The sequence below is a fragment of the Serratia sp. KG1D genome, assembly GCF_037150675.1.
Classification (GTDB): domain Bacteria; phylum Pseudomonadota; class Gammaproteobacteria; order Enterobacterales; family Enterobacteriaceae; genus Serratia; species Serratia nematodiphila.
In genome coordinates, this window is the sequence record NZ_JBAGIH010000002.1 from 464,716 (window position 1) to 489,548 (window position 24,833).

General features: G+C 59.8%; 26 protein-coding genes and 2 pseudogenes. 14 read left to right on the forward strand and 14 right to left on the reverse strand.

Annotated features, from left to right (window positions below; translation table 11 throughout):
- Window positions 1-151: 151 nt before the first annotated feature.
- Window positions 152-1,204 (reverse strand): outer membrane protein assembly factor BamC, encoded by a 1,053-nt coding sequence (gene bamC, locus WFM45_RS13970; RefSeq protein ID WP_015378707.1) that lies wholly within the window; start codon window positions 1,202-1,204, stop codon window positions 152-154.
- A gap of 16 nt (window positions 1,205-1,220) precedes the next feature.
- Window positions 1,221-2,102 carry a 4-hydroxy-tetrahydrodipicolinate synthase gene (gene dapA / locus WFM45_RS13975; RefSeq protein WP_029988781.1) on the reverse strand — a complete coding sequence of 294 codons (882 nt, stop codon included), beginning with the start codon at window positions 2,100-2,102 and terminating at the stop codon, window positions 1,221-1,223.
- A 110-nt stretch (window positions 2,103-2,212) separates the two neighbouring features.
- Here dapA and WFM45_RS13980 point away from each other — a divergent pair, with 110 nt between their 5' ends.
- Window positions 2,213-2,818 carry a glycine cleavage system transcriptional repressor gene (locus WFM45_RS13980; protein ID WP_369783268.1) on the forward strand — a complete coding sequence of 202 codons (606 nt, stop codon included), beginning with the start codon at window positions 2,213-2,215 and terminating at the stop codon, window positions 2,816-2,818.
- A gap of 2 nt (window positions 2,819-2,820) precedes the next feature.
- Window positions 2,821-3,285 (forward strand): thioredoxin-dependent thiol peroxidase, encoded by a 465-nt coding sequence (gene bcp / locus WFM45_RS13985; protein WP_015378709.1) that lies wholly within the window; start codon window positions 2,821-2,823, stop codon window positions 3,283-3,285.
- Window positions 3,286-3,329: 44 nt separating this feature from the next.
- Here the strand turns inward: bcp and WFM45_RS13990 are convergent, their stop codons facing one another.
- Window positions 3,330-4,406 carry an AI-2E family transporter gene (locus WFM45_RS13990; RefSeq protein ID WP_015378710.1) on the reverse strand — a complete coding sequence of 359 codons (1,077 nt, stop codon included), beginning with the start codon at window positions 4,404-4,406 and terminating at the stop codon, window positions 3,330-3,332.
- A gap of 852 nt (window positions 4,407-5,258) precedes the next feature.
- Here WFM45_RS13990 and WFM45_RS13995 point away from each other — a divergent pair.
- Entirely contained in the window at window positions 5,259-5,474 is a 216-nt protein-coding gene (locus tag WFM45_RS13995) for a hypothetical protein (RefSeq protein ID WP_004941687.1), read from the forward strand.
- A 6-nt stretch (window positions 5,475-5,480) separates the two neighbouring features.
- On the opposite strand, the pseudogene WFM45_RS14000 reads toward WFM45_RS13995, so the two are convergent.
- Window positions 5,481-5,669 (reverse strand): annotated as a pseudogene (locus WFM45_RS14000) (hypothetical protein); the annotation flags it as partial.
- On the opposite strand from WFM45_RS14000, the pseudogene WFM45_RS14005 reads away from it, so the two are divergent.
- A pseudogene (locus WFM45_RS14005) lies at window positions 5,660-6,088 on the forward strand (cupin domain-containing protein); the annotation flags it as partial. The pseudogenes WFM45_RS14000 and WFM45_RS14005 overlap by 10 nt on opposite strands.
- Window positions 6,089-6,131: 43 nt before the next feature.
- Entirely contained in the window at window positions 6,132-6,584 is a 453-nt protein-coding gene (locus WFM45_RS14010) for a GNAT family N-acetyltransferase (RefSeq protein WP_156865793.1), read from the forward strand.
- A gap of 2 nt (window positions 6,585-6,586) precedes the next feature.
- Here the strand turns inward: WFM45_RS14010 and WFM45_RS14015 are convergent, their stop codons facing one another.
- Entirely contained in the window at window positions 6,587-7,204 is a 618-nt protein-coding gene (locus WFM45_RS14015; RefSeq protein ID WP_123892325.1) for a LysE family translocator, read from the reverse strand.
- Between the two features lie 194 nt (window positions 7,205-7,398).
- Here WFM45_RS14015 and WFM45_RS14020 point away from each other — a divergent pair, with 194 nt between their 5' ends.
- Complete coding sequence (locus WFM45_RS14020; RefSeq protein WP_004941672.1) at window positions 7,399-7,860, forward strand: Lrp/AsnC family transcriptional regulator; 462 nt, start codon at window positions 7,399-7,401, stop codon at window positions 7,858-7,860.
- A gap of 34 nt (window positions 7,861-7,894) precedes the next feature.
- Here the strand turns inward: WFM45_RS14020 and WFM45_RS14025 are convergent, their stop codons facing one another.
- Complete coding sequence (locus tag WFM45_RS14025; RefSeq protein WP_033632404.1) at window positions 7,895-9,103, reverse strand: NAD(P)/FAD-dependent oxidoreductase; 1,209 nt, start codon at window positions 9,101-9,103, stop codon at window positions 7,895-7,897.
- Between the two features lie 164 nt (window positions 9,104-9,267).
- Window positions 9,268-9,807, reverse strand: a complete 540-nt coding sequence (locus tag WFM45_RS14030) for an RrF2 family transcriptional regulator (protein WP_004941666.1) — start codon at window positions 9,805-9,807, stop codon at window positions 9,268-9,270.
- A 339-nt stretch (window positions 9,808-10,146) separates the two neighbouring features.
- Between WFM45_RS14030 and WFM45_RS14035 the strand changes: the two genes are divergently transcribed.
- Window positions 10,147-11,616: a beta-barrel assembly-enhancing protease gene (locus WFM45_RS14035; protein ID WP_033632402.1), complete on the forward strand. Its 1,470-nt coding sequence runs from the start codon at window positions 10,147-10,149 to the stop codon at window positions 11,614-11,616.
- A gap of 20 nt (window positions 11,617-11,636) precedes the next feature.
- Window positions 11,637-11,990: an arsenate reductase (glutaredoxin) gene (gene arsC, locus WFM45_RS14040; protein WP_015378717.1), complete on the forward strand. Its 354-nt coding sequence runs from the start codon at window positions 11,637-11,639 to the stop codon at window positions 11,988-11,990.
- Between the two features lie 48 nt (window positions 11,991-12,038).
- Here the strand turns inward: arsC and hda are convergent, their stop codons facing one another.
- Window positions 12,039-12,740, reverse strand: coding sequence for a DnaA inactivator Hda (hda, locus tag WFM45_RS14045; protein ID WP_025159568.1), 702 nt, complete (start codon window positions 12,738-12,740; stop codon window positions 12,039-12,041).
- A gap of 272 nt (window positions 12,741-13,012) precedes the next feature.
- Between hda and WFM45_RS14050 the strand changes: the two genes are divergently transcribed.
- Window positions 13,013-13,528 (forward strand): E3 ubiquitin--protein ligase, encoded by a 516-nt coding sequence (locus WFM45_RS14050; RefSeq protein ID WP_336956108.1) that lies wholly within the window; start codon window positions 13,013-13,015, stop codon window positions 13,526-13,528.
- A gap of 32 nt (window positions 13,529-13,560) precedes the next feature.
- Window positions 13,561-13,809 carry a GlsB/YeaQ/YmgE family stress response membrane protein gene (locus WFM45_RS14055; RefSeq protein WP_004941647.1) on the forward strand — a complete coding sequence of 83 codons (249 nt, stop codon included), beginning with the start codon at window positions 13,561-13,563 and terminating at the stop codon, window positions 13,807-13,809.
- A gap of 47 nt (window positions 13,810-13,856) precedes the next feature.
- Here the strand turns inward: WFM45_RS14055 and uraA are convergent, their stop codons facing one another.
- Together uraA and upp are read right to left on the reverse strand one after the other, a co-directional pair.
- Window positions 13,857-15,146: a uracil permease gene (uraA, locus tag WFM45_RS14060; protein WP_021504398.1), complete on the reverse strand. Its 1,290-nt coding sequence runs from the start codon at window positions 15,144-15,146 to the stop codon at window positions 13,857-13,859.
- Window positions 15,147-15,222: 76 nt separating this feature from the next.
- Window positions 15,223-15,849 (reverse strand): uracil phosphoribosyltransferase, encoded by a 627-nt coding sequence (upp, locus tag WFM45_RS14065; RefSeq protein WP_004941642.1) that lies wholly within the window; start codon window positions 15,847-15,849, stop codon window positions 15,223-15,225.
- Window positions 15,850-16,104: 255 nt separating this feature from the next.
- Here upp and purM point away from each other — a divergent pair, with 255 nt between their 5' ends.
- From purM to WFM45_RS14085, 4 genes are all read left to right on the forward strand, one after another.
- Entirely contained in the window at window positions 16,105-17,142 is a 1,038-nt protein-coding gene (gene purM / locus WFM45_RS14070) for a phosphoribosylformylglycinamidine cyclo-ligase (protein ID WP_033632401.1), read from the forward strand.
- Window positions 17,142-17,780 carry a phosphoribosylglycinamide formyltransferase gene (gene purN, locus WFM45_RS14075; protein ID WP_021504400.1) on the forward strand — a complete coding sequence of 213 codons (639 nt, stop codon included), beginning with the start codon at window positions 17,142-17,144 and terminating at the stop codon, window positions 17,778-17,780. The genes purM and purN overlap by 1 nt, the downstream gene beginning before the upstream one ends.
- A 113-nt stretch (window positions 17,781-17,893) precedes the next feature.
- The gene (speG, locus tag WFM45_RS14080) at window positions 17,894-18,445 is read left to right on the forward strand and encodes a spermidine N1-acetyltransferase (protein ID WP_004941631.1); all 552 of its coding nucleotides are present in this window, start codon (window positions 17,894-17,896) and stop codon (window positions 18,443-18,445) included.
- 202 nt (window positions 18,446-18,647) lie between these two features.
- Window positions 18,648-18,863 carry a hypothetical protein gene (locus tag WFM45_RS14085; RefSeq protein ID WP_242141731.1) on the forward strand — a complete coding sequence of 72 codons (216 nt, stop codon included), beginning with the start codon at window positions 18,648-18,650 and terminating at the stop codon, window positions 18,861-18,863.
- Between the two features lie 29 nt (window positions 18,864-18,892).
- On the opposite strand, the gene WFM45_RS14090 is transcribed toward WFM45_RS14085, so the two are convergent.
- The 4 genes from WFM45_RS14090 to WFM45_RS14105 form a co-directional block, all read right to left on the reverse strand.
- Complete coding sequence (locus WFM45_RS14090) at window positions 18,893-19,705, reverse strand: hypothetical protein (RefSeq protein WP_336956112.1); 813 nt, start codon at window positions 19,703-19,705, stop codon at window positions 18,893-18,895.
- 234 nt (window positions 19,706-19,939) lie between these two features.
- Window positions 19,940-20,752, reverse strand: a complete 813-nt coding sequence (gene pstB / locus WFM45_RS14095) for a phosphate ABC transporter ATP-binding protein PstB (RefSeq protein ID WP_004941613.1) — start codon at window positions 20,750-20,752, stop codon at window positions 19,940-19,942.
- A gap of 28 nt (window positions 20,753-20,780) precedes the next feature.
- Window positions 20,781-22,430 carry a phosphate ABC transporter permease PstA gene (gene pstA, locus WFM45_RS14100; RefSeq protein ID WP_085337336.1) on the reverse strand — a complete coding sequence of 550 codons (1,650 nt, stop codon included), beginning with the start codon at window positions 22,428-22,430 and terminating at the stop codon, window positions 20,781-20,783.
- Complete coding sequence (locus tag WFM45_RS14105) at window positions 22,427-24,598, reverse strand: ABC transporter permease subunit (RefSeq protein WP_085337335.1); 2,172 nt, start codon at window positions 24,596-24,598, stop codon at window positions 22,427-22,429. Before WFM45_RS14105 ends, pstA begins: the two co-directional genes overlap by 4 nt.
- Window positions 24,599-24,833 lie beyond the last annotated feature (235 nt).

Below are 24,833 nucleotides of genomic sequence, written 5' to 3' on the forward strand. Positions count from 1 at the left end.
TATCCCCGTTGTCTCCCGAGCGCAGCCCGAAATTAGGGGGTATAGAATTGACCTAATGAATTCTTTGGCGTGCCGGACACTATTGTGCCAAACCTGCGACGCAAACGATACCGTATAGACAAAACAAAAAGGGGCCGAAGCCCCTTTTTGATTAGTTAACGCTGGTTTTGCTGAAGGCAGACTGGAATGCCGCCACCAGTGCGTCGTTTTTCGACTGGGTGAGCGGTTTGCCTTTCGGATCGATGAATTGCAGGCTGGTGCGGTTGTTGAGATCGCCGACCTGCAGTTTGTAATCGCCTTCCGTCAGTTCAGGATCCTTGACGCCCAACGCATCCCAATCGCTGCTGCTCAGGGACTTGTAGGTCACGGCGACGGTGCCCTGCGGACGGCTGCGGTCACCCACTTTCATCCCCAGTTTTTCGAGCGCCGGCGGCAGGCGATCCCACACCACGGTGTACGGGCCGCGCACCACCAGCATCGGCAGGCCGGTATCATCGGCGCCGCTCTGCACGTCCAGCGCGCCGAAGCGGCTGGCGGTCTGGCTGCTCGCCAGATTGTCCTGCTTGTCCAGACCTTCGATCAGGGTGTTGATCATCATGCCGTTGTAGCGCTGGATCTCAGACTGATCGGTCACCTGTTCGGTCTTGCCCTGCTGCTGCAGGCCAACGCTTTTCACCACCAGCGCCTGCTGATAGCCCTGCTGCTGCACGCTGATCTGATAACGGCCTTCGTACTGGTTGTCTTCGTCCAGACGGTTCCACTTCACCCAGTCGGTGGTCAGGGTCTGACCGGCGTCCTGACGGGAAGCGATCGCGATGTTCTTCGCCTGCAGCAGGCTGACCACGCGCGACCACAGGTTCTGGTTCTGCGGGCTGTTTTCCAGCAGCAGCGTGCCGCTGTCGCCGGCGTATTGCGCGCGTGAACCGCTCAGCAGCGCCAACGGCTGCACCGGCGGACGAATGTCCAGCTGCTTGCCGACGTTGCCTTGCACCGTTGTGGCCGGCACGTCATAGTTGCCGCTCTGCACCGGCAGGATCATGCCGGACGGCGCGTTCAGCGCCTTGAGCGGAGCCGCGTCGAGGTAGGCCTCGTCGCCGCTGACCTGGCGCTTGTAGCGCTGATCGCTGCTGCAGGCTGCCAGCATCATCACCAATGAGATGCCCACTACTTTTGCTACCGTCGACTTTTGCAATGAATAAGCCATCAAATTTCCCTTAGAGTTACAGCAAACCGACGCTTTTCAGCGCGCGCTCCACCACCGGGCGGGCGGCTTCGCTCAACGGCGTCATCGGCAGACGCAGCGTATCGGTTGCCATCAATCCCAACGCCTTACAGGCCCACTTCACCGGAATTGGGTTTGCTTCTACAAATAGATCCTGATGCAACGGCATCAAGCGCTGATTTAAGCGGCGCGCTTCGGCAAATTTGCCCTGCGCCGCCAGCGCGCAAAGTTGCGCCATCTCGCGCGCGGCCACGTTGGCCGTCACGGAGATCACCCCTTTGCCGCCCAGTTGCATGAAGTCCAGCCCGCTGGCGTCGTCGCCGCTCAGCAAAATGAAATCTTCATCGTCAACCAGCACTTGGATCTGACTAACGCGACTTAAGTTCCCCGTCGCTTCTTTTACAGCAACAATATTCTTGATTTTCGCCAGCCGAGCGATGGTCGGCGGCAGCATGTCGCAGCCGGTGCGCGAAGGCACGTTATACAGGATCTGCGGCAGTTCGGTGCTCTCGGCGATCGCCTTGAAGTGCTGATACAGCCCTTCCTGCGTCGGCTTATTGTAGTACGGCGTTACCGTCAGGCAGCCCACCACGCCGGTGTTGGCGAAGCGGGTGGTGAGCGCGATGGCTTCGGCGGTGGCGTTGGCGCCGGTGCCGGCGATCACCGGAATGCGGCCGTCGGCCAACTCCAGCGTCTGCAGCACCACGTCAACGTGCTCGTCATGGGCAAGCGTTGCGGACTCGCCGGTGGTCCCTACGGAAACGATCGCCGCGGTGCCACTGGCTACATGATAATCGATCAATTTTTTCAGGCTCGCGCGATCGACAGCACCTTTGTCGTCCATCGGCGTAACCAGTGCAACAATACTTCCCGTAAACATTGGCCGTCCCCTCCACAAACAAGTCACTCATGGTACTTTTGCTGCCTATCCAAAAGCAAGCGCACAACCGCGTTGTAAGCGCTTGGCAGGCGGTTTTTTTTATGTTTACCATGGTAACCCCATTAAGCACGACAGGAAGCGCTATTTTGCCTCAGTCAGACGAACACTATCTCGTGATTACCGCGCTCGGCGCCGACCGCCCCGGAATCGTCAATACCATCACCCGCCACGTCAGCAGTTGCGGATGCAATATCGAAGATAGCCGTCTGGCCATGCTGGGAGAGGAGTTCACGTTCATCATGCTGCTGTCCGGCAGTTGGAACGCCATCACCCTGATCGAATCCACCCTGCCGCAAAAAGGCGCGGAGCTGGATCTGCTGATCGTGATGAAGCGCACAAACTCGCACGAAAGGCCGCCGATGCCGGCCACGGTGTGGGTGCAGGTGGAAGTGAAGGACTCGCCGCACATCATCGAACGCTTTACCGATCTGTTCGACTCCAGCCAGATGAATATCGCCGAACTGGTCTCGCGCACGCAGCCGGCGGACGGCGACCTGCCGCCGCAGCTGTATATCCAAATTACCGCCCACAGCTCCGGCGATCGGGACGCCTCAAATATTGAGCAAGCCTTCCATCGCCTATGTACAGAATTGAACGCGCAAGGCAGTATTAGCGTGGTGAACTATCCACAGCATGACGAGAAAGATGGAGAGTAGTGATGAGCCCATTGAAAGCCGGTGACACAGCGCCGAAATTTAGTTTGCCTGACCAGGACGGTGAGGAAATTAATTTGGCCGACTTCCAGGGACAGCGAGTATTGGTCTATTTCTATCCGAAGGCGATGACGCCGGGCTGCACCGTGCAAGCCTGCGGCCTGCGGGACAACATGGACGAATTAAAAAAGGTCGGCGTCGAAGTGCTGGGCATCAGCACCGACAAACCGGAAAAACTGTCGCGCTTCGCCGAAAAGGAGCTGCTCAACTTCACGCTGTTGTCTGATGAAGATCATCAGGTGTCACAACAGTTTGGCGTGTGGGGCGAGAAAACCTTCATGGGCAAGACCTACGACGGCATTCACCGCATCAGCTTCCTGATCGATGCCAACGGCAAGATTGAAAAAGTGTTTGATGATTTCAAAACCACCAATCACCACGACATCGTTCTGAACTACCTGCAGCAGTAATTCTCACGAAGCGCAGCGGCCTGCTGCGCTTCGTTTCTTCCCTGTCAGTCGGCCTTGTCTTCCACCTCGACCCGCAGTTCATCCGGCCAGGCATGGATCACCGCCTTCACCAGCGTCGCCAGCGGTATGGCAAAAAACACGCCCCAAAAGCCCCACATCCCGCCGAACACGATCACCGACAGGATAATCACCAGCGGATGCAGGTTGACCGCTTCGGAGAACAAAATGGGCACCAACAGGTTGCCGTCCAGCCCCTGCACCACCAGGTAGGCGACGATCAGCGTCCAGAAATCGGCGCCGACGCCCCACTGGAACAGCGCCACCACCACCACCGGTATGGTGACCAGCACCGCGCCGATGTAGGGGATCAGCACCGAGAACCCCACCAGCACCGCCAGCAGCAGCGAGTAGCGCATATCCAGCACGGCGAACACCAGGTAAGTCGCCACGCCGACAATCACCATCTCCAGCACTTTGCCGCGAATGTAGTTGGTGATCTGCTGATTCATCTCGTTCCAGACTTGCCCCGCCAGGCCGCGATTGCGCGGCAGCACGCGGCGCACCGCGTTCAGCAGCTGTTCTTTGTCCTTCAGCAGGAAGAACATCATCATCGGCACCAGGATCAGGTAGATAGCCAACGTCAGCAGGCCGACCAGCGACGCCAGCGAGAATTTCACCACCGATTCGCCCATGCCGGACAACCGGCTGCGCAGGTTTTCCGCCATCATGTCGATGATGCCGGCATCCACCAGCGCCGGATAACGCTTCGGCAGCGTCGCGGCGAAGTTATAGAACTGATTGAGCATGCCCGGCAGATCGCTCATCAGATTGATGCCCTGCTGCCAGGCGGTCGGCGCGACGACGAACACCAGCAGCATGGCGACGCCCGAGAACACCAGCAGCATGATGCTCGCCGCCCAGGTGCGCGAACAGCCGATGCGCTGCAGGCGCGCGGTCGGCCACTCGAGCAGATACGCCAGCACGATGGCAACCAGCAACGGGGTCAGAATGCCGTGCAAAAAATAGAGAATAAGGAACCCGGCAACCAGGATCACCAACAGCGCGATGGCCTGAGGATCGGTGAAGCGGCGGCGGTACCACTGTAATAACATCTCCAGCATCAGAGCGGGCTCCTTGAGATTTGGCGGGCGGGCATGGCGATTCCTGTGATGGGCCTGATTAAAGCATAGATAGAACGGGCGCACGCGGGATGTGCAAAGCACTCAGAGTACTCAAAGTTCGCCATACATCAACAGCGATCTGGCTGATTTTATCGCCCGGGCAGGCGATCGACGCAAAAATCCGCAGACGCGGCGACTGGCTCGATGAGCGGCCCCGAACGGGGCCGCGGAAGATTACAGCGAAGTAGCGACAGATAGGGGCGAACCGACCGCCAATGCGAACAACAACACACAGCCAATCGCGATCGCCGCCGCCAGATCATTTTTCATTGTCCCGTCCCCTGATGCTTAAACTGGTTATCGTCACGAACTCTGTCGGTTCTACGTTCACGGCCTTTTCCGATGCACGTCATTAAAAACCCCCGCCTAAGCGGGGGAGAAAACGTTCTGGTGCATCAAGTGTTACAAGGAGGTCATGAGGGATTGCTAACCCTAAATGACTATTTCAAGCTAGGATTATTCCCAGAACATGGCAAGCGATCGCGTCGAGGTTATCCGCACTTTGAGATAAACCTCATAAAAAAATCCCGCACGGCAGCGGGATGAAGGGATGATAACGTCATGAATTTTTTATGCGGACAATGAGGCGGTATTGTCGTCATTTGGCGACAATACCGCGCCGGCACGGTGGTCACAAGGGAAATTTGGCCACGGTGAGGAAATCAGAATTTCGCCAATGCCCGCGATCGTGCGCCCGTCAGCATCAACGAAAAAATGGGATTTTCGTCAGACAGCCACCGGGAAAAAACCGGTAGCATGGCCGATATAATCCCAAATGCCGTAGGGGGAAAAATGAACAGCAAACCGTGTGAATTTGATGAAGCCATCTGTCTGGCGATCGGGCGTGGCGTTTGTGAAGTCGTCAAGATAGGAGATGAAATCAGCATCTTCTCCCTGCTGGAAGCCATCGAGAGCTTTATCGAACGGCAGGCGCTCAGCGAAAGCGAAATCGCGGCGGCGGACGACGCGCTGGATTTGATCACCGGTTTGGTACGCCGCCAGTGCTGACGCCTGTTACGAGGCGCAGCCGATGAGCCGTTGCTCTAGCGTGACGCCGGGCATCATTTGCCGTAAACCGGCAATCAATTCGTCGCCCGCCTCGTGCAGCGCCGCCAACGGCATCGCCGGCAGGCTCTCCAGGATGAACCACATCCGCTCGGCCTCGGCGCTCAACCGGGTTCTGCCCCCCTGGCGCCAATCCCTGCATCGCCATCCTGTGCAAGCTCGCGGCGGCGCTGGGCCTGTCGGTGGCGGACATCGTCAACGTCACCCGCGCGCCCGCCGCCTACCTGATTGAAAGCCAAGATATTCCCACGCTGTGGCATGGCGATCGCGGCGGCTCGGCACGTTTGCTCGCGGGCACCCAAGGCCCGAACATGATAGAACTGTGGCGGTGGGAAATGGCGCCGGGAGAAGCCTATGCATCGGGCGGCCACCCGACGGGCACCTTCGAGCTGCTGCACGTTGAGCGAGGCGTCTTGAGCCTTGCCGTCGAACAGACCGAGCTCAGGATTGCGCCGGGCTGTTCGGCGGTCGCCAAAACGGACGGCCCGCATCGGAACGCCAACGAAGGCGAAGACACGCTGATTTTCACCATGACGGTCGCCGAACTGCACGCCTGAACGGCGGCCCTGACCTGAACGCTTGCACAGGAGAAGAGCCATCATGACAACCCCTGCCCCACTGGAGTGGCGGCGTGCGGACTATCTCGTCAGCACCGATCCCGTTCTGCTGGATCTCGATGCTATTCATGCGTTTCTGACCCGTTCGTCATGGGCAGAGGGCATTGACAAGGAGACCGTCCGCCAGTCGCTCGCCCACAGTCTGTGCTTCGGTTTGTATCACGGCGCCAGGCAAATCGGTTTCGCCCGGCTGGTCACCGATTACGCCACTTTCGGCTATCTGTGCGACGTGTACGTGTTGGAGACGCATCAAAAAAGCGGGCTGGGCCTGTGGCTGGCGGAATGTTGCCAGGCCCATCCGCTGATGGCGACGCTGAGGCGAGTCATGCTGGTCACCAGCACCGCCCCCTGGCTCTATGAGAAAGTGGGCTATTCGGCCATCAACCGCCCCGACTTTGTCTGGCAGATCGCCCGGCCGGACATCTACCGACGGTAATGCTATTTCAGCGCCTGCTCGGCCAGCAGCCCGAGGGCGATGACGATCATCGCCGCGCCGGAGATGCGCCCCACCACCTTCGCGGCCTGCGGACGCGTGCGCAGCACCGACTGCGAACCAAACCCTACCAGCAGATACACCAGGCCGCAGCTGATCAAATGCACGACGCCCAACGCCAGCATCTGCACCGGCACCGACCATTCGGCTCGGGCGTCGGTAAATTGTGGCAGCAGCGCCAGAAACAGCAGAAACACCTTGGGGTTTAGCCCGCTGACGCACACGCCTTTGCCGGCCCAGCGCAGCCAGGAATCGGAACGCTGATCTTCACCGGCGCCGGGCACCGGCGGGTGCAACAGCATGTTGAAACCGATCCACAAGAGGTAAGCCGCCCCCAACAGGGTGAGCGCCGTCAGCGCCAGCGGGTTGCCGACCAGCAGCGCGCCGACACCCGCCACCACGATCGCAATCATCAACAAATGGCCAAACAGCAAACCGGCGACGGCGGGTACCACCACGCGGCCGCGAATACCCGCCGAGATCACATAGGCCCAATCCATACCCGGCGTGATCACCAACAAAATCGACACCGCCCAAAACGCGGCGAACAGAGCGAGCGTCATGCCGGCGCCCTCTCAAACGCACCGCGCCATACCGAACAGAGAACCATTGCGCTTTCCTCGTGGAAGAAGAACGGCCTCCGCCTGCCGCGGCGGCCGTCAAAACCGTTCAACAGATGGCAAGAATATCCTCATGACGTTAAAATGTGCTTTCAATTACTTGCCTGAAATCGGCATAAATGGGGAATTTTTTCCAAATGGATAAGATTGATCGCAAGATTCTTGCTGAACTGCAGGCCGACGGGCGGTTGTCGGTGACCGAGCTGGCCGAGCGGATCGGTTTGAGCGTGTCCCCCTGTCACCGCCGGGTGCGGGCATTAGAGGAGTCCGGGGTGATCAGGGGTTACCGCGCCCAACTCGATCCCGGCAGCCTGGGCTATAACTTTTCCGCCCTGGTGTTCGTCACCATGCGCGAAGGCGATCGCCGCGCCGTTGAAACCTTCGAAAACGCCATGGTGGACATTCCGCAGGTGGTGCAGGCACAGCGGTTGTTTGGCGATCCCGACTATCTGCTGCACGTTATCGCCCGCGATCTGCCCGCCTTCCAGCAGCTTTACGACGAGAAGCTCTCCGCCCTGCCGGGCGTGCAGCGCCTGAGCTCCACGCTGGTGATGAAAACCGTGGTGCCGGAGCGTTCGTTCCTGCCGTTGGGAAAATGACGACGGGAACGTTGCCGCTCCCGTTTTGACGACCTTAAGGCACAATCACGAAATCCGGATTGGCGATGGCGAACAGCGCCTCGCGATCCGCCGCCGGTGGATAAATCCACTGCGTGTTGATCTCCTGCTTAATCTTTTTGCCTTCCTGGCGGGTAAAGCGCACCTGGCGCTGCCAGCCTTCGGTATAGAGCGCGCCCCAGGGCCCCAGATCCAGGCAGGTCACATACTTCGGCTGGCTGTACGGATGCGTCGGCAACCCCGCCAGCTCCGCCGCCGCATTGTGGCCGGCCACGCGGCCAAGGCTCATCGCATGCTGGCAGGTCATCAGGTTGTGATTACCGAGATCGTCGGTCGCCGCCTTCACCGTATCGCCGGTCACGAAAATGCCCGCCGCCGCCGGCGCGCGCAGGAAGGCATCGCCGATCACCCGGCCGCTACCGTCGCGCTCGCCAGGGATCTGCTCGGTCAGCGGATGCGCCCGCACGCCCGCCGCCAGGATCACCGTGTTGGCAGCGATACGCTCACCGTTCGACAGCATCACTCCCTCAGCGTCGATGGCCGAGACGCGCAGGCCGGCCCGCGCTTCCACGCCGCACTCCGCCAACGCCTGGCGTATCACCGCCCCCGGCTCTGCCCCCATCCCCGCGCCTACTTCCGGCGCGGTATCGACGATCACCACGCGCACGTTCTCGTCTTTGCCCAGCGCATCCCGCAGTCGCTGCGGCATCTCCGCCGCGCTCTCCAGCCCGGTCAGCCCCGCGCCCACCACCACGGCGGTGTTGCGCGCAGGCGTCGAAGTTTTGGCCGCCAGCGCATTGATATGGGCGCCCAAACGCTGAGCGCTTTCCAGCGTATCGACGTTGAAACCGTATTCGGCAAAGCCCGGCACCGCAGGCACGGACAGCCGGCTGCCGGTGGCCCACACCAAACGATCGTAGGCCAACTCAAGGGGTTCCCCCGCCGTCGGCGCCACCGTGAGCGTTTTAGCAGCGGCATCGATACGCTCAACAACCCCGGCCAGGTGCCGCACGCCGACGGCGGCGAGCTGCGCGGAAATGTCCGGGTTCATGTTTTCCAACACCGCTTCATAAAGGCGCGGGCGGATGGTGACCGTTGGGGTCGGCGAGACCATGAGCACCTCGATATCGTCATGCTTACCGGCGAGGGTAATGGCGCGCATGGCGGACACGGCGGCCCAAAAACCGGCAAAACCGGAACCGGCGATCACTATTTTTTGCGTCATGAGATGACTCCTTCATACAGGGTTAACCGGGCGATAAGGCGTGCCCGCAGTGTTTTCGGATGAACGATGCCGTTCCGCTCCCGTAGCAGGGTGCAGAAGGCCCGCCCGCCCCTTCCGAGGAGGCGGGAATAAGTGTGTTTGCTTTCTTTAAGGAAAGGCGGAGCTTAGGTCTTGGCGCGCGCCGTTTTGCCGCTGCGCGCGGTGCGTTCCGTCATGCGTTCGTCGAGCCAGAGATTGACCTCACCGAAGAAGCCTTGCGGCGCTTTGCGGCCAAAGCGGGCCGCGACGGCGCCGAGGGTCTGCGCCGCCAGTGCGTCGCGCATCGCCTTCTCCGCCTGCAGCATCACCGCATGGATAGCGCATTTGCCGGAGACCGCCCAATCCGGCGGGGAATCATCGAACACCGCACAACGCCCGCGCACCTCCTGGCAATCGAACAGCGGCTTGTGCCCCTCGATGGCGTCGATAATTTCCAGAAAACTGATCTCGTCCGCCGGACGGGCCAACCGGTAACCGCCGCGCACCCCTTCACTGGCGGCGACGATCCCCGCCTTTTCCAGCTTGGGAAAAATCTTGGCCAGAAAGCTGGGGGAGATGCCCTGCAGCTCGGCGAGTTCGCGGCTGCTGAGTGCGCGCTGGTTATCGCCGACCAGCCACAGCAGGCAGTGGATGCCATATTCAACGCTGGTTGTGATGTACGCCATATGTCCGTTTTCGACCGTCAGTGAATCTTCAATAACGCAGACTATATGAGTCTGCGTTTATCCTGTCAATAAAACACAGATCAACTTTGTCTGCGTTTAATTCAAAATGCATGTCGCCAGCGACGAAAAAGCGCCCTTCAAAATGAAAAATAAAACTTTTTTGCTCGATTCGCGCTCGGCTAACGTTTCCTTGTCGCCTGCGGCTGACTATGATGTGATGGGTGCCGCCGCCGCGGTTTGTGAGCCGCCGCACTTTCGCGCGGATTGCGCCGCGGGAATAAAGAACTCTTGTCTGCTGCTGACGTCTTAGAAATGATTATTTAAGGGAAACGCCTGACTATGACCAACCGGTTGACCAAAACCGCGTTAGCGGTGCTGCTGCTCAGCACGCTGAACGCCACCGCCCTGGCGCCAGCACAGGCGGAAAGCCAGGACCAGTTGCCGGATATGGGCACCTCCGCCGGCGGCACCCTGAGCATCGGACAAGAGCTGGCGATGGGCGATTTCTATGTGCGCCAACTGCGCGCCAGCGCCCCGCTGATCAACGATCCGCTGCTGAGCCAGTACATCAATCAGTTGGGCAACCGGCTGGTGGCCAGCGCCTATTCGGTGCGCACGCCGTTCCATTTCTATCTGGTGCGCAACGACGAGATCAACGCCTTCGCCTTCTTCGGCGGCAACGTGGTGCTGCACTCCGCGCTGTTTCGCGTCAGCGACAACGAAAGCCAGCTGGCTTCGGTGCTGGCGCACGAAATCTCGCACGTTACCCAGCGCCACCTGGCGCGCGCCATGGAAGATCAGCAGCGCAACGCCCCGCTGACCTGGGTGGGCGCACTCGGTTCCATTTTGCTGGCGATGGCCAACCCGACCATGGGCATGGCGGCGCTGAGCGGCACCATGGCCGGCACCCAGCAAGGCATGATCAGCTTTACCCAATCGAACGAACAGGAAGCCGACCGCATCGGCATTCAGGTGCTGCAGCGCGCCGGTTTCGATCCGGAAGCGATGCCCGACTTCCTGCAGAAACTCTCGGATCAGTCTCGCTACGCCTCCAAGCCGCCGGAAATGCTGCTGACGCACCCGCTGCCGGACAGCCGCCTCTCCGACGCGCGCAACCGCGCCAACCAGATGCCGAAACACATCGTGCAGTCTTCGCAGGATTACCTGATGGCCAAGGTGCGCGCACTGGGCATGTACAGCTCGGAAGGCTACGGCCTGAACGAAGAGTTGCTCGGCTCACTCAGCAAGGGCAACGTGCGCGAACAGGCGGCCGCCAAATACGGCCGCGCCATTCTGTTCTATGAAGCGAAAAAATACGACGACGCGCGCAACATCATTCAGCCGATGCTGGCGCAGGATGCGAAAAACGTCTGGCTGATCGACCTGATGACCGACATCGATCTCGGTCAGAAACGCGCGCCGCAGGCCATCGCACGGCTGCAGGCGGCCAACGCCGCCCAGAGCAACAACCCGGTGCTGCAGCTCAATCTGGCCAACGCCTATGTCGAAGGCAACCAGCCGGCGCAGGCGTCGAAGATCCTGAACCGCTACACCTTTGCCCATCCGGACGATCCGAACGGCTGGGATCTGCTGGCGCAGGCCAGCGCCGCTCAGGGGCTGCGCGATGAAGAGCTGTCGGCCCGCGCCGAAAGCCTGGCGCTGACCGGCCGGCTCGATCAGGCCATCGGCCTGCTCAGCAATGCCAGCTCGCTGCAGAAACTCGGCAGCCTGAAACAGGCGCGCTACGATGCGCGCATCGACCAGCTGCGCCAACTGCAACAGCGCTTCCGCCAATACCAGCGCAGCTGATTCAACAAGGAATGAACGCCATGAAAAACGTCACGATTTACCATAACCCGCGCTGCTCCAAGAGCCGTGAAACCCTGGCGCTGCTGGAGCAGCACGGTGTCGATCCCAAGGTAGTGCTGTACCTCGATACGCCCCCTACGGTCGATGAGCTGAAAAAACTATTGAAAGAACTGGGCTTCACATCGGCGCGCGATCTGATGCGCAAAAAAGAAGATCTGTACAAGGAATTGAAGCTGGCGGACGACAGCCTGAGCGAAGAGCAACTGCTGGCGGCGATGACGGCGAACCCGAAACTGATCGAACGCCCGATCGTGGTGAAAGGCAGCAAGGCGCGCATCGGCCGGCCACCGGAGCAGGTGCTGGAGATTTTGTAAATTCGAATTCGGGCGCGGACTATTGCGCCCTTTCTTTTACGGTAGCGGCTACAGCCCCAGAATTTCTTTAACGAACGGAATGGTGAGCTTGCGTTGGGCAGTGATCGAGGCGCGATCGAGCTGATCGAGGGTCATAAACAGCGTGCGCATCTCGCGATCCAGCCGCTTCAGCAGGAAGCGGCCCACGTCTTCCGGCAGCTCGAAGCCGCGCAGTTTGCCGCGCAGCTGCAGCGCCAGCAGCTTCTCTTCGTCCGACAGCGGCTGCAGCTTGTAGATCTGCCCCCAGTCCAGACGTGAAGCCAAATCAGGTAAACGCAGGTTCAGCTGACGCGGCGGGCGATCCCCGGTGATGAACAAACGGGTGCGGCCGGTTTCCAGGATGCGGTTGTAAAGGTTGAAGATCGCCATCTCCCACTCTTCGTCGCCGGCGATGCATTCGATATTGTCGATGCAGACCAGCGCCAGCTGTTCCATGCCGTCCAATACTTCAGGCACGAAGTAAGCGCGCTTGTCGAGCGGCACATAGCCCACCGCTTCCCCCTTCTGCGAAAGCTCGGCGCAGGCCGCATGCAGCAAATGGCTGCGCCCGCCGCCTTCACGCGACCAGAAATAGATATAGCTGCCATGTTCCTGACGGACGGCGGATTGGATCGCGGCTAATAGGGATGGGTTCTCGCCCGGATAAAAACTGGCGAAAGTTTCATCATCGGGAAGATAAAGTGGCAGTGAAAGCTGTGCCGGCGTATTCAGAGAAGCACCTCAACCAAAACTGGCAGAAAAACGTGGGCAGTTTAACACAGAAAACGGGCGCTGTTGAACCGGCAGGATCTTATGCCGCAATAGTGAACAATGCCTAAGCGCCGCTTGATTGGCTGCGGCCCCCGCCAAGGCAAGAATTATCCGATATCATTCCCTAACCCCATGCCTGCGCAGGTTAAATTTGTCATTTAAGCCAAATCTGGCCTAGTATAGGTAGGCTAAACGCAATCACCATCAACAAGGTTTCTGCAAGGATATAGACGATGAAAGTATGGAATAAAGTGCTGTTGGCCTCCTTTATCGGGTTGTTGGTTGCCGGCTGTGATGACTCGTCCAAGGTTGACGCCAACCTGGATAAAGCCAAAGACAGCGCCGAGCAGATGAAAGACGCCGCCCAGAAAAAAGCGGACGATCTGACGGACAAGGCGAAAGCGACGGCGGATGAAATCAAAAAAGAGGCCGACACGCAGGCTGACCAGCTGAAGGACAAAGCTTCGGCGATTAAAGATGAAGCCGCCAAGCAGGCGGACGCCATCACCAACGACGCCAAGGCCAAGGCCGCCGCGATCAAAGATGACGCCGGCAAGCAGAGCCAGCAGTTGGTGGATCAGGCCAAGGCCATCAAGAACGACGCCATCAACGGCGCCAACGATCTGACCGAGCAGGCCAAGGCCAAGACCGAAGCCATCAAGAACAGCGCCGAAAACAAAGCGCAAGAGTTGAAACAAGAAACAGATGCGGCGGTGAACGGCAATACGCAACCGGCCGCCCAGCAATAAGCCATACTCAGCAATAAAGTAAGGAGCAGTAAATGGGGATTATTTCCTGGATTATCTTCGGCCTGATCGCCGGTATTTTAGCTAAGTGGATCATGCCCGGCAAAGACGGCGGCGGCTTTATCCTGACCGTTGTGCTGGGGATCGTCGGCGCCGTGGTCGGCGGCTATATCAGCACCTTCTTCGGCTACGGCAAGGTTGACGGCTTCAACTTCGGCAGCTTCGTGGTGGCGGTTATCGGCGCCATCGTGGTGCTGTTCGTGTACCGCAAAATTCGCAGCTGAGGCGAATGCCATCAGTCAAAAGGGCAGCCCCTGGGCTGCCCTTTTCGTTACTTCTGCTCTGCCGGTTCGTCCGGCGCGTCGAGCACCTCTTCTTCCTTGCGGAACAGGCTGATGACCTTGAACAGCAGGCTCAAGCCAATGCCGACGATGGTCGCCAGCGCCATGCCTTTCAGCTCCGCCGCGCCGATGTGCACCTTGGCGCCGCTCACGCCGATAATCAGGATCACCGAGGTTAAAATCAGGTTTTGCGCTTTGTTGTAGTCCACTTTGGACTCGATCAGCACGCGAATGCCCGAGGCGCCGATCACACCGTACAGCAGCAGCGAAACGCCACCCATCACCGGCACCGGCACCGCCTGGATCGCCGCCGCCAGCTTACCGATGCAGGACAACAGGATCGCCAGCACCGCCGCGCCGCCGATCACCCAGGTGCTGTAGACCTTGGTGATGGCCATCACGCCGATGTTCTCACCGTAAGTGGTGTTCGGCGTGGAGCCGAAGAAGCCGGAGAATACCGTCGAGATGCCGTTGGCGAACATCGAGCGGTGCAGGCCCGGATCGCGGATCAGGTCTTTTTTCACAATGTTGGCGGTCACCACCAGGTGGCCAACGTGCTCGGCGATCACCACCAGCGCCGCCGGCAGAATGGTGAAGATAGCGAACCACTCAAAGCGCGGAGTGTAGAAGGTCGGCAGCGCGAACCAGTGCGCCTCGCGGATCGGAGTCAAATCCACCACGCCCATGAAGAACGACAGCGCATAGCCCACCAGCACGCCGATCAGGATCGGGATAATCGCCAGGAAGCCACGGAACAGCACTGAACCGAGCACCGTGACCGCCAGCGTCACCAGCGAAATGGTGATGGTGGTCGAGTCGGCGCTGGTGCCTTCCGCCGGCAGCAGCCCCGCCATGTTGGCCGCCACGCCCGCCAGCTCCAGGCCGATGACGGCGACGATCGCCCCCATCGCCGCCGGCGGGAACATCACGTCCAGCCAGCCGGTGCCGGCCTTTTTCACGATCAGCGCCACCAGGCAGAACAGCACGCCACACATGATGAAACCGCCCAACGCCACTTCGTAACCGAGCGGCAACAGCAGCAGCACCGGCGAGATAAACGCGAAGCTGGAACCGAGGTAGGCCGGGATCTTGCCTTTACAGATGAACAGATACAGCAGCGTGCCGATGCCGTTGAACAGCAGCACGGTCGCCGGGTTGATCTTGAACAGGATAGGCACCAGCACGGTGGCGCCGAACATGGCGAACAGGTGCTGGAAGCTGAGCGGAATGGTCTGGAGCAGCGGCGGGCGCTCGCTGACGCCGATGGCGCGACGGGTCATGTGTGTTTTTCCTCGGTTTATTGGTTTTATAGGTTTTAGTCAAAAAAAAGCCGACTCGTTAAGTCGGCTCAAATGTTTACTTGGTACCAAATATCTTGTCGCCCGCATCGCCCAGGCCAGGCACGATGTAGCCCTTATCGTTCAGACACTGATCGATGGAGGCGGTGTACAGTTCAACGTCCGGGTGCGCTTTCTCCAGCGCGGCGATGCCTTCCGGCGCCGCCACCAGGACCAGCACCTTGATGCTGTGGCAGCCGGCTTTCTTCAGCAGATCGATAGTGGCGATCATCGAACCGCCGGTGGCCAGCATCGGGTCGACGACCAGCGCCATACGCTCTTCGATGTTGGAAACCAGCTTCTGGAAGTACGGCACCGGCTCCAGGGTTTCTTCATCGCGGTAAACGCCCACCACGCTGATGCGCGCGCTCGGCACGTGCTCCAGCACCCCTTCCATCATGCCCAGACCGGCGCGCAGGATTGGCACTACGGTAATCTTTTTCCCTTTGATCTGGTCCACTTCAACTGGCCCGCACCAGCCTTCGATGGTGACTTTTTCCGTCTCCAGATCGGCGGTCGCTTCATAGGTCAGTAAACTACCCACTTCTGAGGCCAGCTCACGGAAGCGTTTGGTGCTGATGTCATTTTCGCGCATCAGGCCAAGCTTGTGTTTTACCAGCGGGTGTTTCACCTCAACGATCTTCATCATTTTTCTCCTATTAAGGTGGTTGCGGCCAAAAAAATCGCGGGATTATACCTCCTTTTTTTCGCTGCGCCACCCACAATAGCCCGATCGGGATCAACAAAAGTTTGAATATCAGTATAGATGACGAAAAAGCGGAGCCGGTTCACAAGCCGCTCGCAAACGTTTGCCTGCGCTGTTAGAATTGCCGCGCCTTATTCCGGAATCAACATCGGAAGCACAGTTTTCAAACCGCAAACCGTCGTGGGGAATCGCGCAGTGACCGACAAAACCTCTCTCAGCTATAAAGACGCAGGTGTCGATATCGATGCAGGCAACGCATTGGTAGATCGCATCAAAGGTGTAGTTAAACAGACCCGTCGCCCGGAAGTGATGGGCGGTCTGGGCGGGTTTGGCGCCCTGTGTGCGTTGCCGCAGAAATACCGCGAGCCGGTGCTGGTTTCCGGTACCGACGGCGTGGGCACCAAGCTGCGTCTGGCGATGGATCTGAAACGCCACGACACCATCGGCATCGATCTGGTGGCGATGTGCGTCAACGATCTGGTGGTGCAGGGCGCCGAGCCGCTGTTCTTCCTCGACTACTACGCCACCGGCAAGCTGGATGTGGACACTGCGGCCAGCGTGATCACCGGCATCGCCGAAGGCTGCAAGCAGTCCGGCTGTGCGCTGGTGGGCGGCGAAACCGCTGAAATGCCGGGCATGTACCACGGCGAAGATTACGACGTGGCCGGTTTCTGCGTCGGCGTGGTCGAAAAATCCGAGATCATCGACGGCAGCAAAGTGCAGTCCGGCGATGCGCTGATCGCCCTGGGCGCTTCCGGCCCGCACTCCAACGGTTACTCGCTGGTGCGCAAGATCCTGGAAGTGAGCAACACCGATCCGACCGCCACCCAGCTGGAAGGCAAACCGCTGGCCGACCACCTGCTGGCGCCGACCAAGATTTACGTGAAGTCCGTGCTGGAACTGATCGAGAAGGCGGACGTCCACGCCATCGCTCACCTCACCGGCGGTGGCTTCTGGGAAAACATTCCGCGCGTGCTGCCGGAAGGCATGCAGGCGGTGATCGACGAAGCCAGCTGGCAGTGGCCGGCGGTGTTCACCTGGCTGCAGCAGGCCGGCAACGTCAGCCGTCATGAAATGTACCGCACCTTCAACTGCGGCGTAGGCATGGTCATCGCCCTGCCGGAAGCCGAAGTGGAAACGGCCATCGCGCTGCTGACCGCGGCAGGTGAAAAAGCGTGGAAAATCGGTAAACTGACCGCCTCTTCCGACGAACAACAAGTGGTCATCAACTGATGAAAAAGATCGTGGTGTTGGTCTCCGGCCAGGGGAGCAATCTCCAGGCGCTGATTGACGCCTGCCAGCAGGGCCGCATCGCCGCCGAGATCGTGGCGGTATTCAGCAACAAGGCGCAGGCTTACGGCCTGCAGCGCGCCGAAGCGGCGGGCATCGCCGCCCAGGCGCTGGATGCCAAGGCTTACGCCGATCGTACGGCGTTCGACGCCGCGCTGGCGGACGCCATCGACCAACATCAGCCCGATCTGGTGGTGCTGGCCGGCTACATGCGCATCCTCAGCCCGCAGTTCGTGCAGCGTTATGCCGGCCGCATGCTGAACATCCACCCTTCCCTGCTGCCGAAATACCCGGGGCTGCATACGCATCGTCAGGCCATCGACAACGGCGACAGCGAACACGGCACCTCGGTGCACTTCGTGACCGAACAGCTCGACGGCGGCCCGGTGATTTTGCAGGCCAAGGTGCCGATTTTCGCTGACGATGAAGAGGATGACGTGGTTGAACGGGTGCAAACCCAGGAACACACGATCTATCCGCTGGTGGTGAGCTGGTTCGTCGACGGCCGCCTGGCGATGCGCGATGGCGCCGCCTGGCTGGACGGCGAACGCCTGCCTGAGCAGGGTCACGCCGCCGACTGATGCGCGCAGCCTGAACCTTGCCTAAACGGCGCCCACGCGGCGCCGTTTTTTTTCGCCTTCATCCATTCTGTGAAGTTATACTTTGCACAATTTCACGGCACAGAGGAGCCCACATGTCCAGCACTGCCAGCGTCAGGTTACGCCCATTGGAACGGGACGATCTGTCGTTCGTCCACCAGATGGACAACAACGCCAGCGTTATGCGCTATTGGTTTGAAGAACCCTACGAAGCCTTTGTCGAGCTTTCCGATCTCTACGACAAACACATCCACGATCAGAGCGAGCGCCGCTTTATCATCGAGCACGAAGGCGCCAAGGTCGGCCTGGTGGAGCTGGTGGAGATCGATCACATCCACCGCCGCGCAGAATTCCAGATCATCATCGATCCCGCCCACCAGGGCAAAGGCTATGCCAGCACCGCCGCCCGGCTGGCGATGGACTACGGCTTCTCGGTGCTGAACCTGTACAAGCTGTACCTGATCGTCGATAAGGAGAACCCGAAGGCAATCCACATCTACAGCAAGCTGGGCTTTAACGTGGAAGGCGAGCTGATCGACGAGTTCTTCGTCAACGGCGAATACCGCACCGTGTTGCGCATGTGCATTTTCCAGCCGCAATATCTGGCGAAGTTCAAAACGCCCAATGATAAGCCGCTGGTGAAGTGACAATTCGCGAGAAAAAAGAGAAAACCCGCCCAGGCGGGTTTTTTATTGGGAAATAAGTGGCTAGTATTAAGGCATGCTATTTTATCGTCAGGAAATAATCTGATGAATACGAAAGCAAATAATATTCCTCAAGATAATTAATCGAAAAATAATTAATAGTGATAGTAAGAGTAACCCTCTGCCTCTACAAAGGAAAAATGCCATGACGACCGTCTCAAACCTGCTGCTTTTTATCGGCCTGGCGATGATCGCCATCGCCGCCGGCCTGAATGCCTATAGCGGCTACGCGCCTGCAGATCCCAATAGCACCCCGCTGTTTTCCCCGCTCTGGTGGACGCGCTGGTTCCCGCTCTATGCCTCGGGCGCTGCGTTGCTGCTGGTGGGGGTGGTGCTGCGGCTCGCCGATAAAACGCGTTAAGAGCCATGTTCTGATATGGCGCTTAGAAGTTAATTATCTTTCTTGCCCAGCCTACGCATCAGCCATCCACGTTGTGGCTTTTCGGCCGGTGGCAAATCAGCAGCGGTCTCCAAAGTGATATCAGGTACGTTTTCCTGCGCCGCAACATTGCACGCATGCTGACAATGCGCCTGATATTCCGCTTCGTTTTGATACAGGTGGGGCTGCCACTTCAGCCAGAAAGCCTTGGCGTGCTGCAGGGATCCCCATTCATTAATCGACCAAGCCACAACGAACAACGCCAAGAACAAATAGGCGAAAAAGAATAATGAAAACAAAAATATATTACTGGCAGTGGCTTCGCTGGCCCCCAACGGAAGCACGCTGGTATAGACACCGTAAGCGATAGCCAACGCACTGACGACAAAGAATATCAGCACAAAAAAGCGCTGCTTACACAGCTGGTTGACATCGAGGGCAAATGCTTTGTTGTCTTCATTTTTGCTAGCTGTAAGCGAAGTACGACGCAAGAAACTGTTCAACGCAAGGTCGTTCAATGCCACCGGTCCACGGCCCAAATAGTCCACTAGTTGATGCGCCACCCATACCGGCAGGCGGATCCCAATACTTTCATATAGCGCTTTAATTTGCAGCAACGTCATGCCACTCTGCGGCGCATCCCGCAATTTCTGAATACGCGACAGGACGGACACGCGTTTTACATCGCTGACGCTATCAAACTGGCAACGTCGTCGGGAATCATATCCCTTTAACCAACGTAAAAACCACCATGCCACTCCAGAGATCAGTAGGGGTAATAACTGGAGAGATAATTCTTTGATATAAACCTCATCAATATTCATGCTTATAATTTCCTTTTATAGACAGTTATTAATCCATCGATAAAACGCAGAAACAAATGAAATGATGAATTAAAAAATCACCAAGGGTCCGATTTTTATCGAGAACCCTCTATATAGCATGAATAATGTAGGAAAAATAATTATGAAAGGATTTTTATTGCGATACCGAACCATATCTGCTGGACTTTAAATTCAATGAGCGGCATAAACCCACCGGTTTGCGCCGCTCATCCCTCACCCATACCGCCCGGTAATATAGTCTTCGGTGCGGCGCTGGCGCGGCGAGGTAAAAATTGCGTCGGTGTCGTTGTATTCCACCAGCCGCCCCTGATGAATAAAGGCGGTGTAGTCGGAGACGCGCGCCGCCTGCTGCATGTTGTGCGTCACCAGCACCACGCTATAGCGCTGCTTGAGTGCGGAAATCAGCTCTTCGATGGTCAGCGTGGAGATCGGATCCAGCGCCGAGGTCGGCTCGTCGAGCAGCAACACCTCCGGCTCGATGGCGATGGCGCGCGCGATCACCAGGCGCTGCTGCTGGCCGCTGGACAAGCGGAACGCATTTTCACGCAGCCGGTCTTTTACCTCATGCCATAGCGCGGCGGCGCGCAGCGAACGCTCCACCGCCTCATCCAGCAAACGCCGGTCGCGCACGCCCTGCAGCCGCAGGCCGTACACCACGTTTTCATAGATCGATTTCGGGAACGGGTTCGGCCGCTGGAACACCATGCCCACCCGCCGCCGCAGCGCCGCCACGTCGATCTGCGCGCCGGAGATCGCCGCGCCGTTCAGCTGCAGTTCGCCCTCGATGCGGCAGTTATCCACCAGATCGTTCATGCGGTTGAAACAGCGCAGCAGCGTCGATTTACCGCAGCCCGAGGGGCCAATCAAAGCCGTCACCCGGTGCTTCGGGATACGCAGCGAAATATCGTGCAGCACCTGTTTATCGCCATAAAACAGGTTCAGGCCGTTGACCGCCAGCGCGGTCTGTTCATCGTCGAGATGCTGGACATCCAGCCGGGGCAAACTGCCTGGCGTCATCAAACCCATTACGCACTCCCCAAAAATAGCGTCATTGTTACTGCGACCATGCTCGGTACCGCTCCCTCAACGAATGGCGGATACCCATCGCCGCCAGATTCAAACTCACCACGATCGTCACCAGCAGGAAGGCGGTGGCGAACACCAGCGGCCGCGCCGCCTCTACGCTCGGGCTCTGGAATGCCATATCGTAGATCTGGAAGCTCAAATGCATGAACTTCCGCTCCAGGTGCAGATACGGGAAAATCTCGTCCACCGGCAGCACCGGCACCGATTTCACGACCCCCACCAACATCAGCGGCGCGGTCTCCCCGGCGGCGCGCGCCACCGCCAGGATCAGGCCGGTCATCATCGCCGGCGCCGCCATCGGCAGCACGATGCGCCACAGCGTCTCGGCCCGGCTGGCGCCCAGCGCCATCGAGCCCTGCCGCAGCGAGGCGGGAATGCGCGACAGCCCTTCCTCGGTGGCGACGATCACCACCGGCAACGTCAGCAGCGCCAGCGTCAGCGCCGCCCACAGCACGCCGGGCGTGCCGAAGGTCGGGTTGGGCAAGGATTCAGGATAGAACAGTTGATCGAGCGTGCCGCCAATCATGTAAACAAAGAAGCCGAGGCCAAAAACACCGTAGACGATCGAAGGCACCCCGGCCAGGTTGACCACCGCGATGCGGATCACCCGCGTCAGCAGATTGTTGCCGGCATACTCGTGCAGATATACCGCCGCGATCACGCCAAACGGCATCACCACGATCGACATCAGGATCACCATCAACACCGTGCCGAAAATGGCCGGGAACACCCCGCCTTCGGTATTCGCTTCGCGCGGGCTGTCGGTGAGGAACTTCTTCACCTGCTCGCCCCAGTGTGCCAGCTTCTCGGTGGTGCTCATGGCGTTCGGGTACCAGGCATCGCGCACCTGGCTGAGCGGAATGGTCAACGTCTGCCCGTGCATGTCGCGCAGCAGTAACGCATCGCGCTGGCGATCGCGGTTCAGCCCCGCCAGACGTTCGGACAACAGCTGATACTGCCGCTGCAGCTCCAGCCGCTCGGCCTTGATGGCGTCCTGTGCGCGGGCGTCCAGCTTATCGTCGCGCTGCAGGCGTTTTTCCCGCAGCCGCAGCGCGTCAAACTGCTGATTGATGCGCGCCATGTCGCGGAATTGAATGTCGTGCGCCTGGCGCGAGAGCGCGGCGATTTGCGGCAGCCTTTGCTGCAACGCCTGCCCCAGATGGCGGCCGGTCAGCGGTTGCCCGTCTTCCAGCAGCCCCGCCAGATAGCCGTAGGCGGTGCCGTGGCTGTCGCGTTCCAACACCAACAGGCTGTGCGGCGTGCTTTGGCTGCGGATATCGCTGGCCAGCAAGGTGCGGAAATCCTGCCCCTCGCGCTCGCGATTGCCGACCTTAATCAGATAGCGTTCGACGCTCTGCGCCTCGCCCGGCGGCGTAACGCCCGCCTCGGCCAGCTGGCGCCGGGAAATGCTTTGCTGCTGATACAACTCGCCAATCACCGTCACCGGTCCGGCGCCGTTCTGATTCAGTTCGAACTGATAAACCGGACTCGGCCAGAAATAGCGCATCCCCTGTCCGGCCAGCAGCAACAGAATGCCGATCAGCGCCAGCAGGCTGACGGCCACCGAACCGGCGGTCAGCCATATCCACGGCGACCCGCTCTTCACCCAGTTCTTCATGGCGCCTCCTGATTCGGCGTGTAGCGCTTGCGCAGCCGCAGGCGCACCGCCTCCGCCAGCGTGTTGAACACGAAGGTGAAGACAAACAGCACCAACGCGGTCAGGAACAGCACGCGGTAATGGCTGCTGCCGGAGACCGCCTCCGGCATTTCAATGGCGATGTTGGCCGCCAGCGCGCGCAGCCCCTGGAACAGGCTGCCGTCGATAATCGGCGTGTTGCCGGTGGCCATCAGCACGATCATGGTTTCCCCCACCGCGCGGCCAAAGCCGATCATCAGCGCGGAGAAAATGCCGGCGCTGGCGGATGGCAGCACCACCTTGATCACCGTCTGCCACTGGGTGGCGCCCAGCGCCAAAGAACCCTGGCTCAGGGTCGCCGGCACGCTGAACAGCGCGTCCTCCGCCAGCGAGAAGATGATCGGCACCAGCGCGAAACCCATCGCCACACCCACCACCAGCGCATTGCGCTGGTCATAATTATCCCCCAACCAGAAATGCAGCGGCTCACCGAACAACGCCACCTCCAGCCGCGGCCCCAGGTTGAGCGCCAGCCACACCGTCAACGCCAGCAGCGGCAGCAGCAACAGCAGATCGACGCCCGGCCGGCAGCGCGGCATAAAGCGATGGGTCAACGCGCCGCACAGCAGCACCGCCGCCGCCAGCAGCAGCGGCAACGCCAGCACCGCCAACAGATACTGCTCGATGATCGGCGCCAGCCAAATGCCGGCCACCAGCCCGATCACCACCGTCGGCAGCGCGCCCATCACTTCGATAGCCGGTTTGATCACCCGCCGCAGCCCCGGCGTCATAAAGTAAGCGGTATAGATGGCGCCGGCCAAGGCCAGCGGGATGGCGAACAGCATCGCGTAAGCCGCCGCCTTAAAGGTGCCGAAGATCACCGGCATCAGGCTGAATTTGGGTTGGTAACTGTCTTCGCCGGAGGTGGACTGCCAGACATAGGCCGGCTGCGGGTAGTTCTCATACCACACCTTGCCCCACAACGAACGCCAGGTGACGTCCGGATACGGGTTGTCGAGCGCATAGCGTTGCCAGCCCTGCGCGCTCTCCAGCAGCAGGCCATCGCCGCGCGGCGCGAACGCCATCTGCCGCACCTCGGCGCCCAAACGGGTATTCAGCAGCGGCTGCGGTTGAATGGCGGAGAACAGCGAGAAGCCGCCATCGGGCCGCAGGGTGGCGAACACCCGGCGGTAAGGCTCAGCCACCGTCAGCTCCTGCCCGTCGGCGCCGTGGTCGAAATGCTGCACCGGCGTCAGGCGCCAGCGCCGATCTTTTTCCACCTCGAACCACTCGCGCAGATTGCCGTCGGCGCCCTTGATCAGCAGCGCGCTGCCGCCGGGCAGCGCCGTCATCTGATACGGGGCGTGTTCGCCCAAGATGCGCGTTTCGCGCAGCTGCAGCTGTGCGCCGTCGATCTGGTAACGCGCCAGTCGGTTGCCGGTCAGCAGATAAAGCTGGCGGCCATCCGGCGTCAGCACCAGTTGCTCCCCGTCGTGCTCCAGCGGCCGCTCGCTGAACTGTGGCGGCCGGTCGGGGCTGAAGCGGCCGAACACCAGCCGCCGATCGTCGGTCACTCCGGCCAGCAGATACTGCCCGCGATGCGCATCCGCCAGCGACAGCAGTTTCAGCGGCTTGCGCTGTGGATCCAGCGCCAATGGCTGCTGCCCGAGCGGGAACTGCCACTGCGGCCGGCCGTTTTCCGCCGTGGCGAAATCCGCGCGCGCCACCACCAACCGGCCGTCGGCCTGCGCCAACGCGAACAGATCGCGCTCGCCGGCGGCCTGCGCGAGCAGCGTCGGTTTGGCCAACAGCGTCTGCTGCGCCAGCGGCGTCTGGGCCTGGCCGCTCGGCACCGGCGTCAGACGATAAAATTGCCCCGCGCCCTGCGCGTCGATGCGATAACCGACGCGCTGCTGCACGTCCATGCCCAGCGCCAGCGCCGGGGCCGATACCGTGAACGGCAGCGGCTGCGCCTGGCCGAGCGAGGCGGGTTTGAACAACGGCAGCACCGCGAACAGCAGATAAACGAAGATCAGCATCAACGTCATCAGCACCATCAGCCCGCTGGCGGTCACTGCCGCCTGCACGCCGCGGTCGATGCGCCCGCGCATGCGATCTCGGGGATGTTGATTGGCCGTCGTCTGTGTCATGTGTCTCGCTGTCGCTGATGTAATCGGGCTTGCGCCGTAAGATAACCGGGCATCTTATGTCAGTTTTATGACGTTTGCATGACAAAGTTACCCGCCATAACTCAGGTTTTTTACACTGCCATCAGACAATATGAATTTGATATATTGCTGAAAAATGACCATAAACACGCTTTATAACGCCAAGAATAAGCCTGCTAACCGTCATTTCATGCTGATCGTTTCACTGCCGGGCATC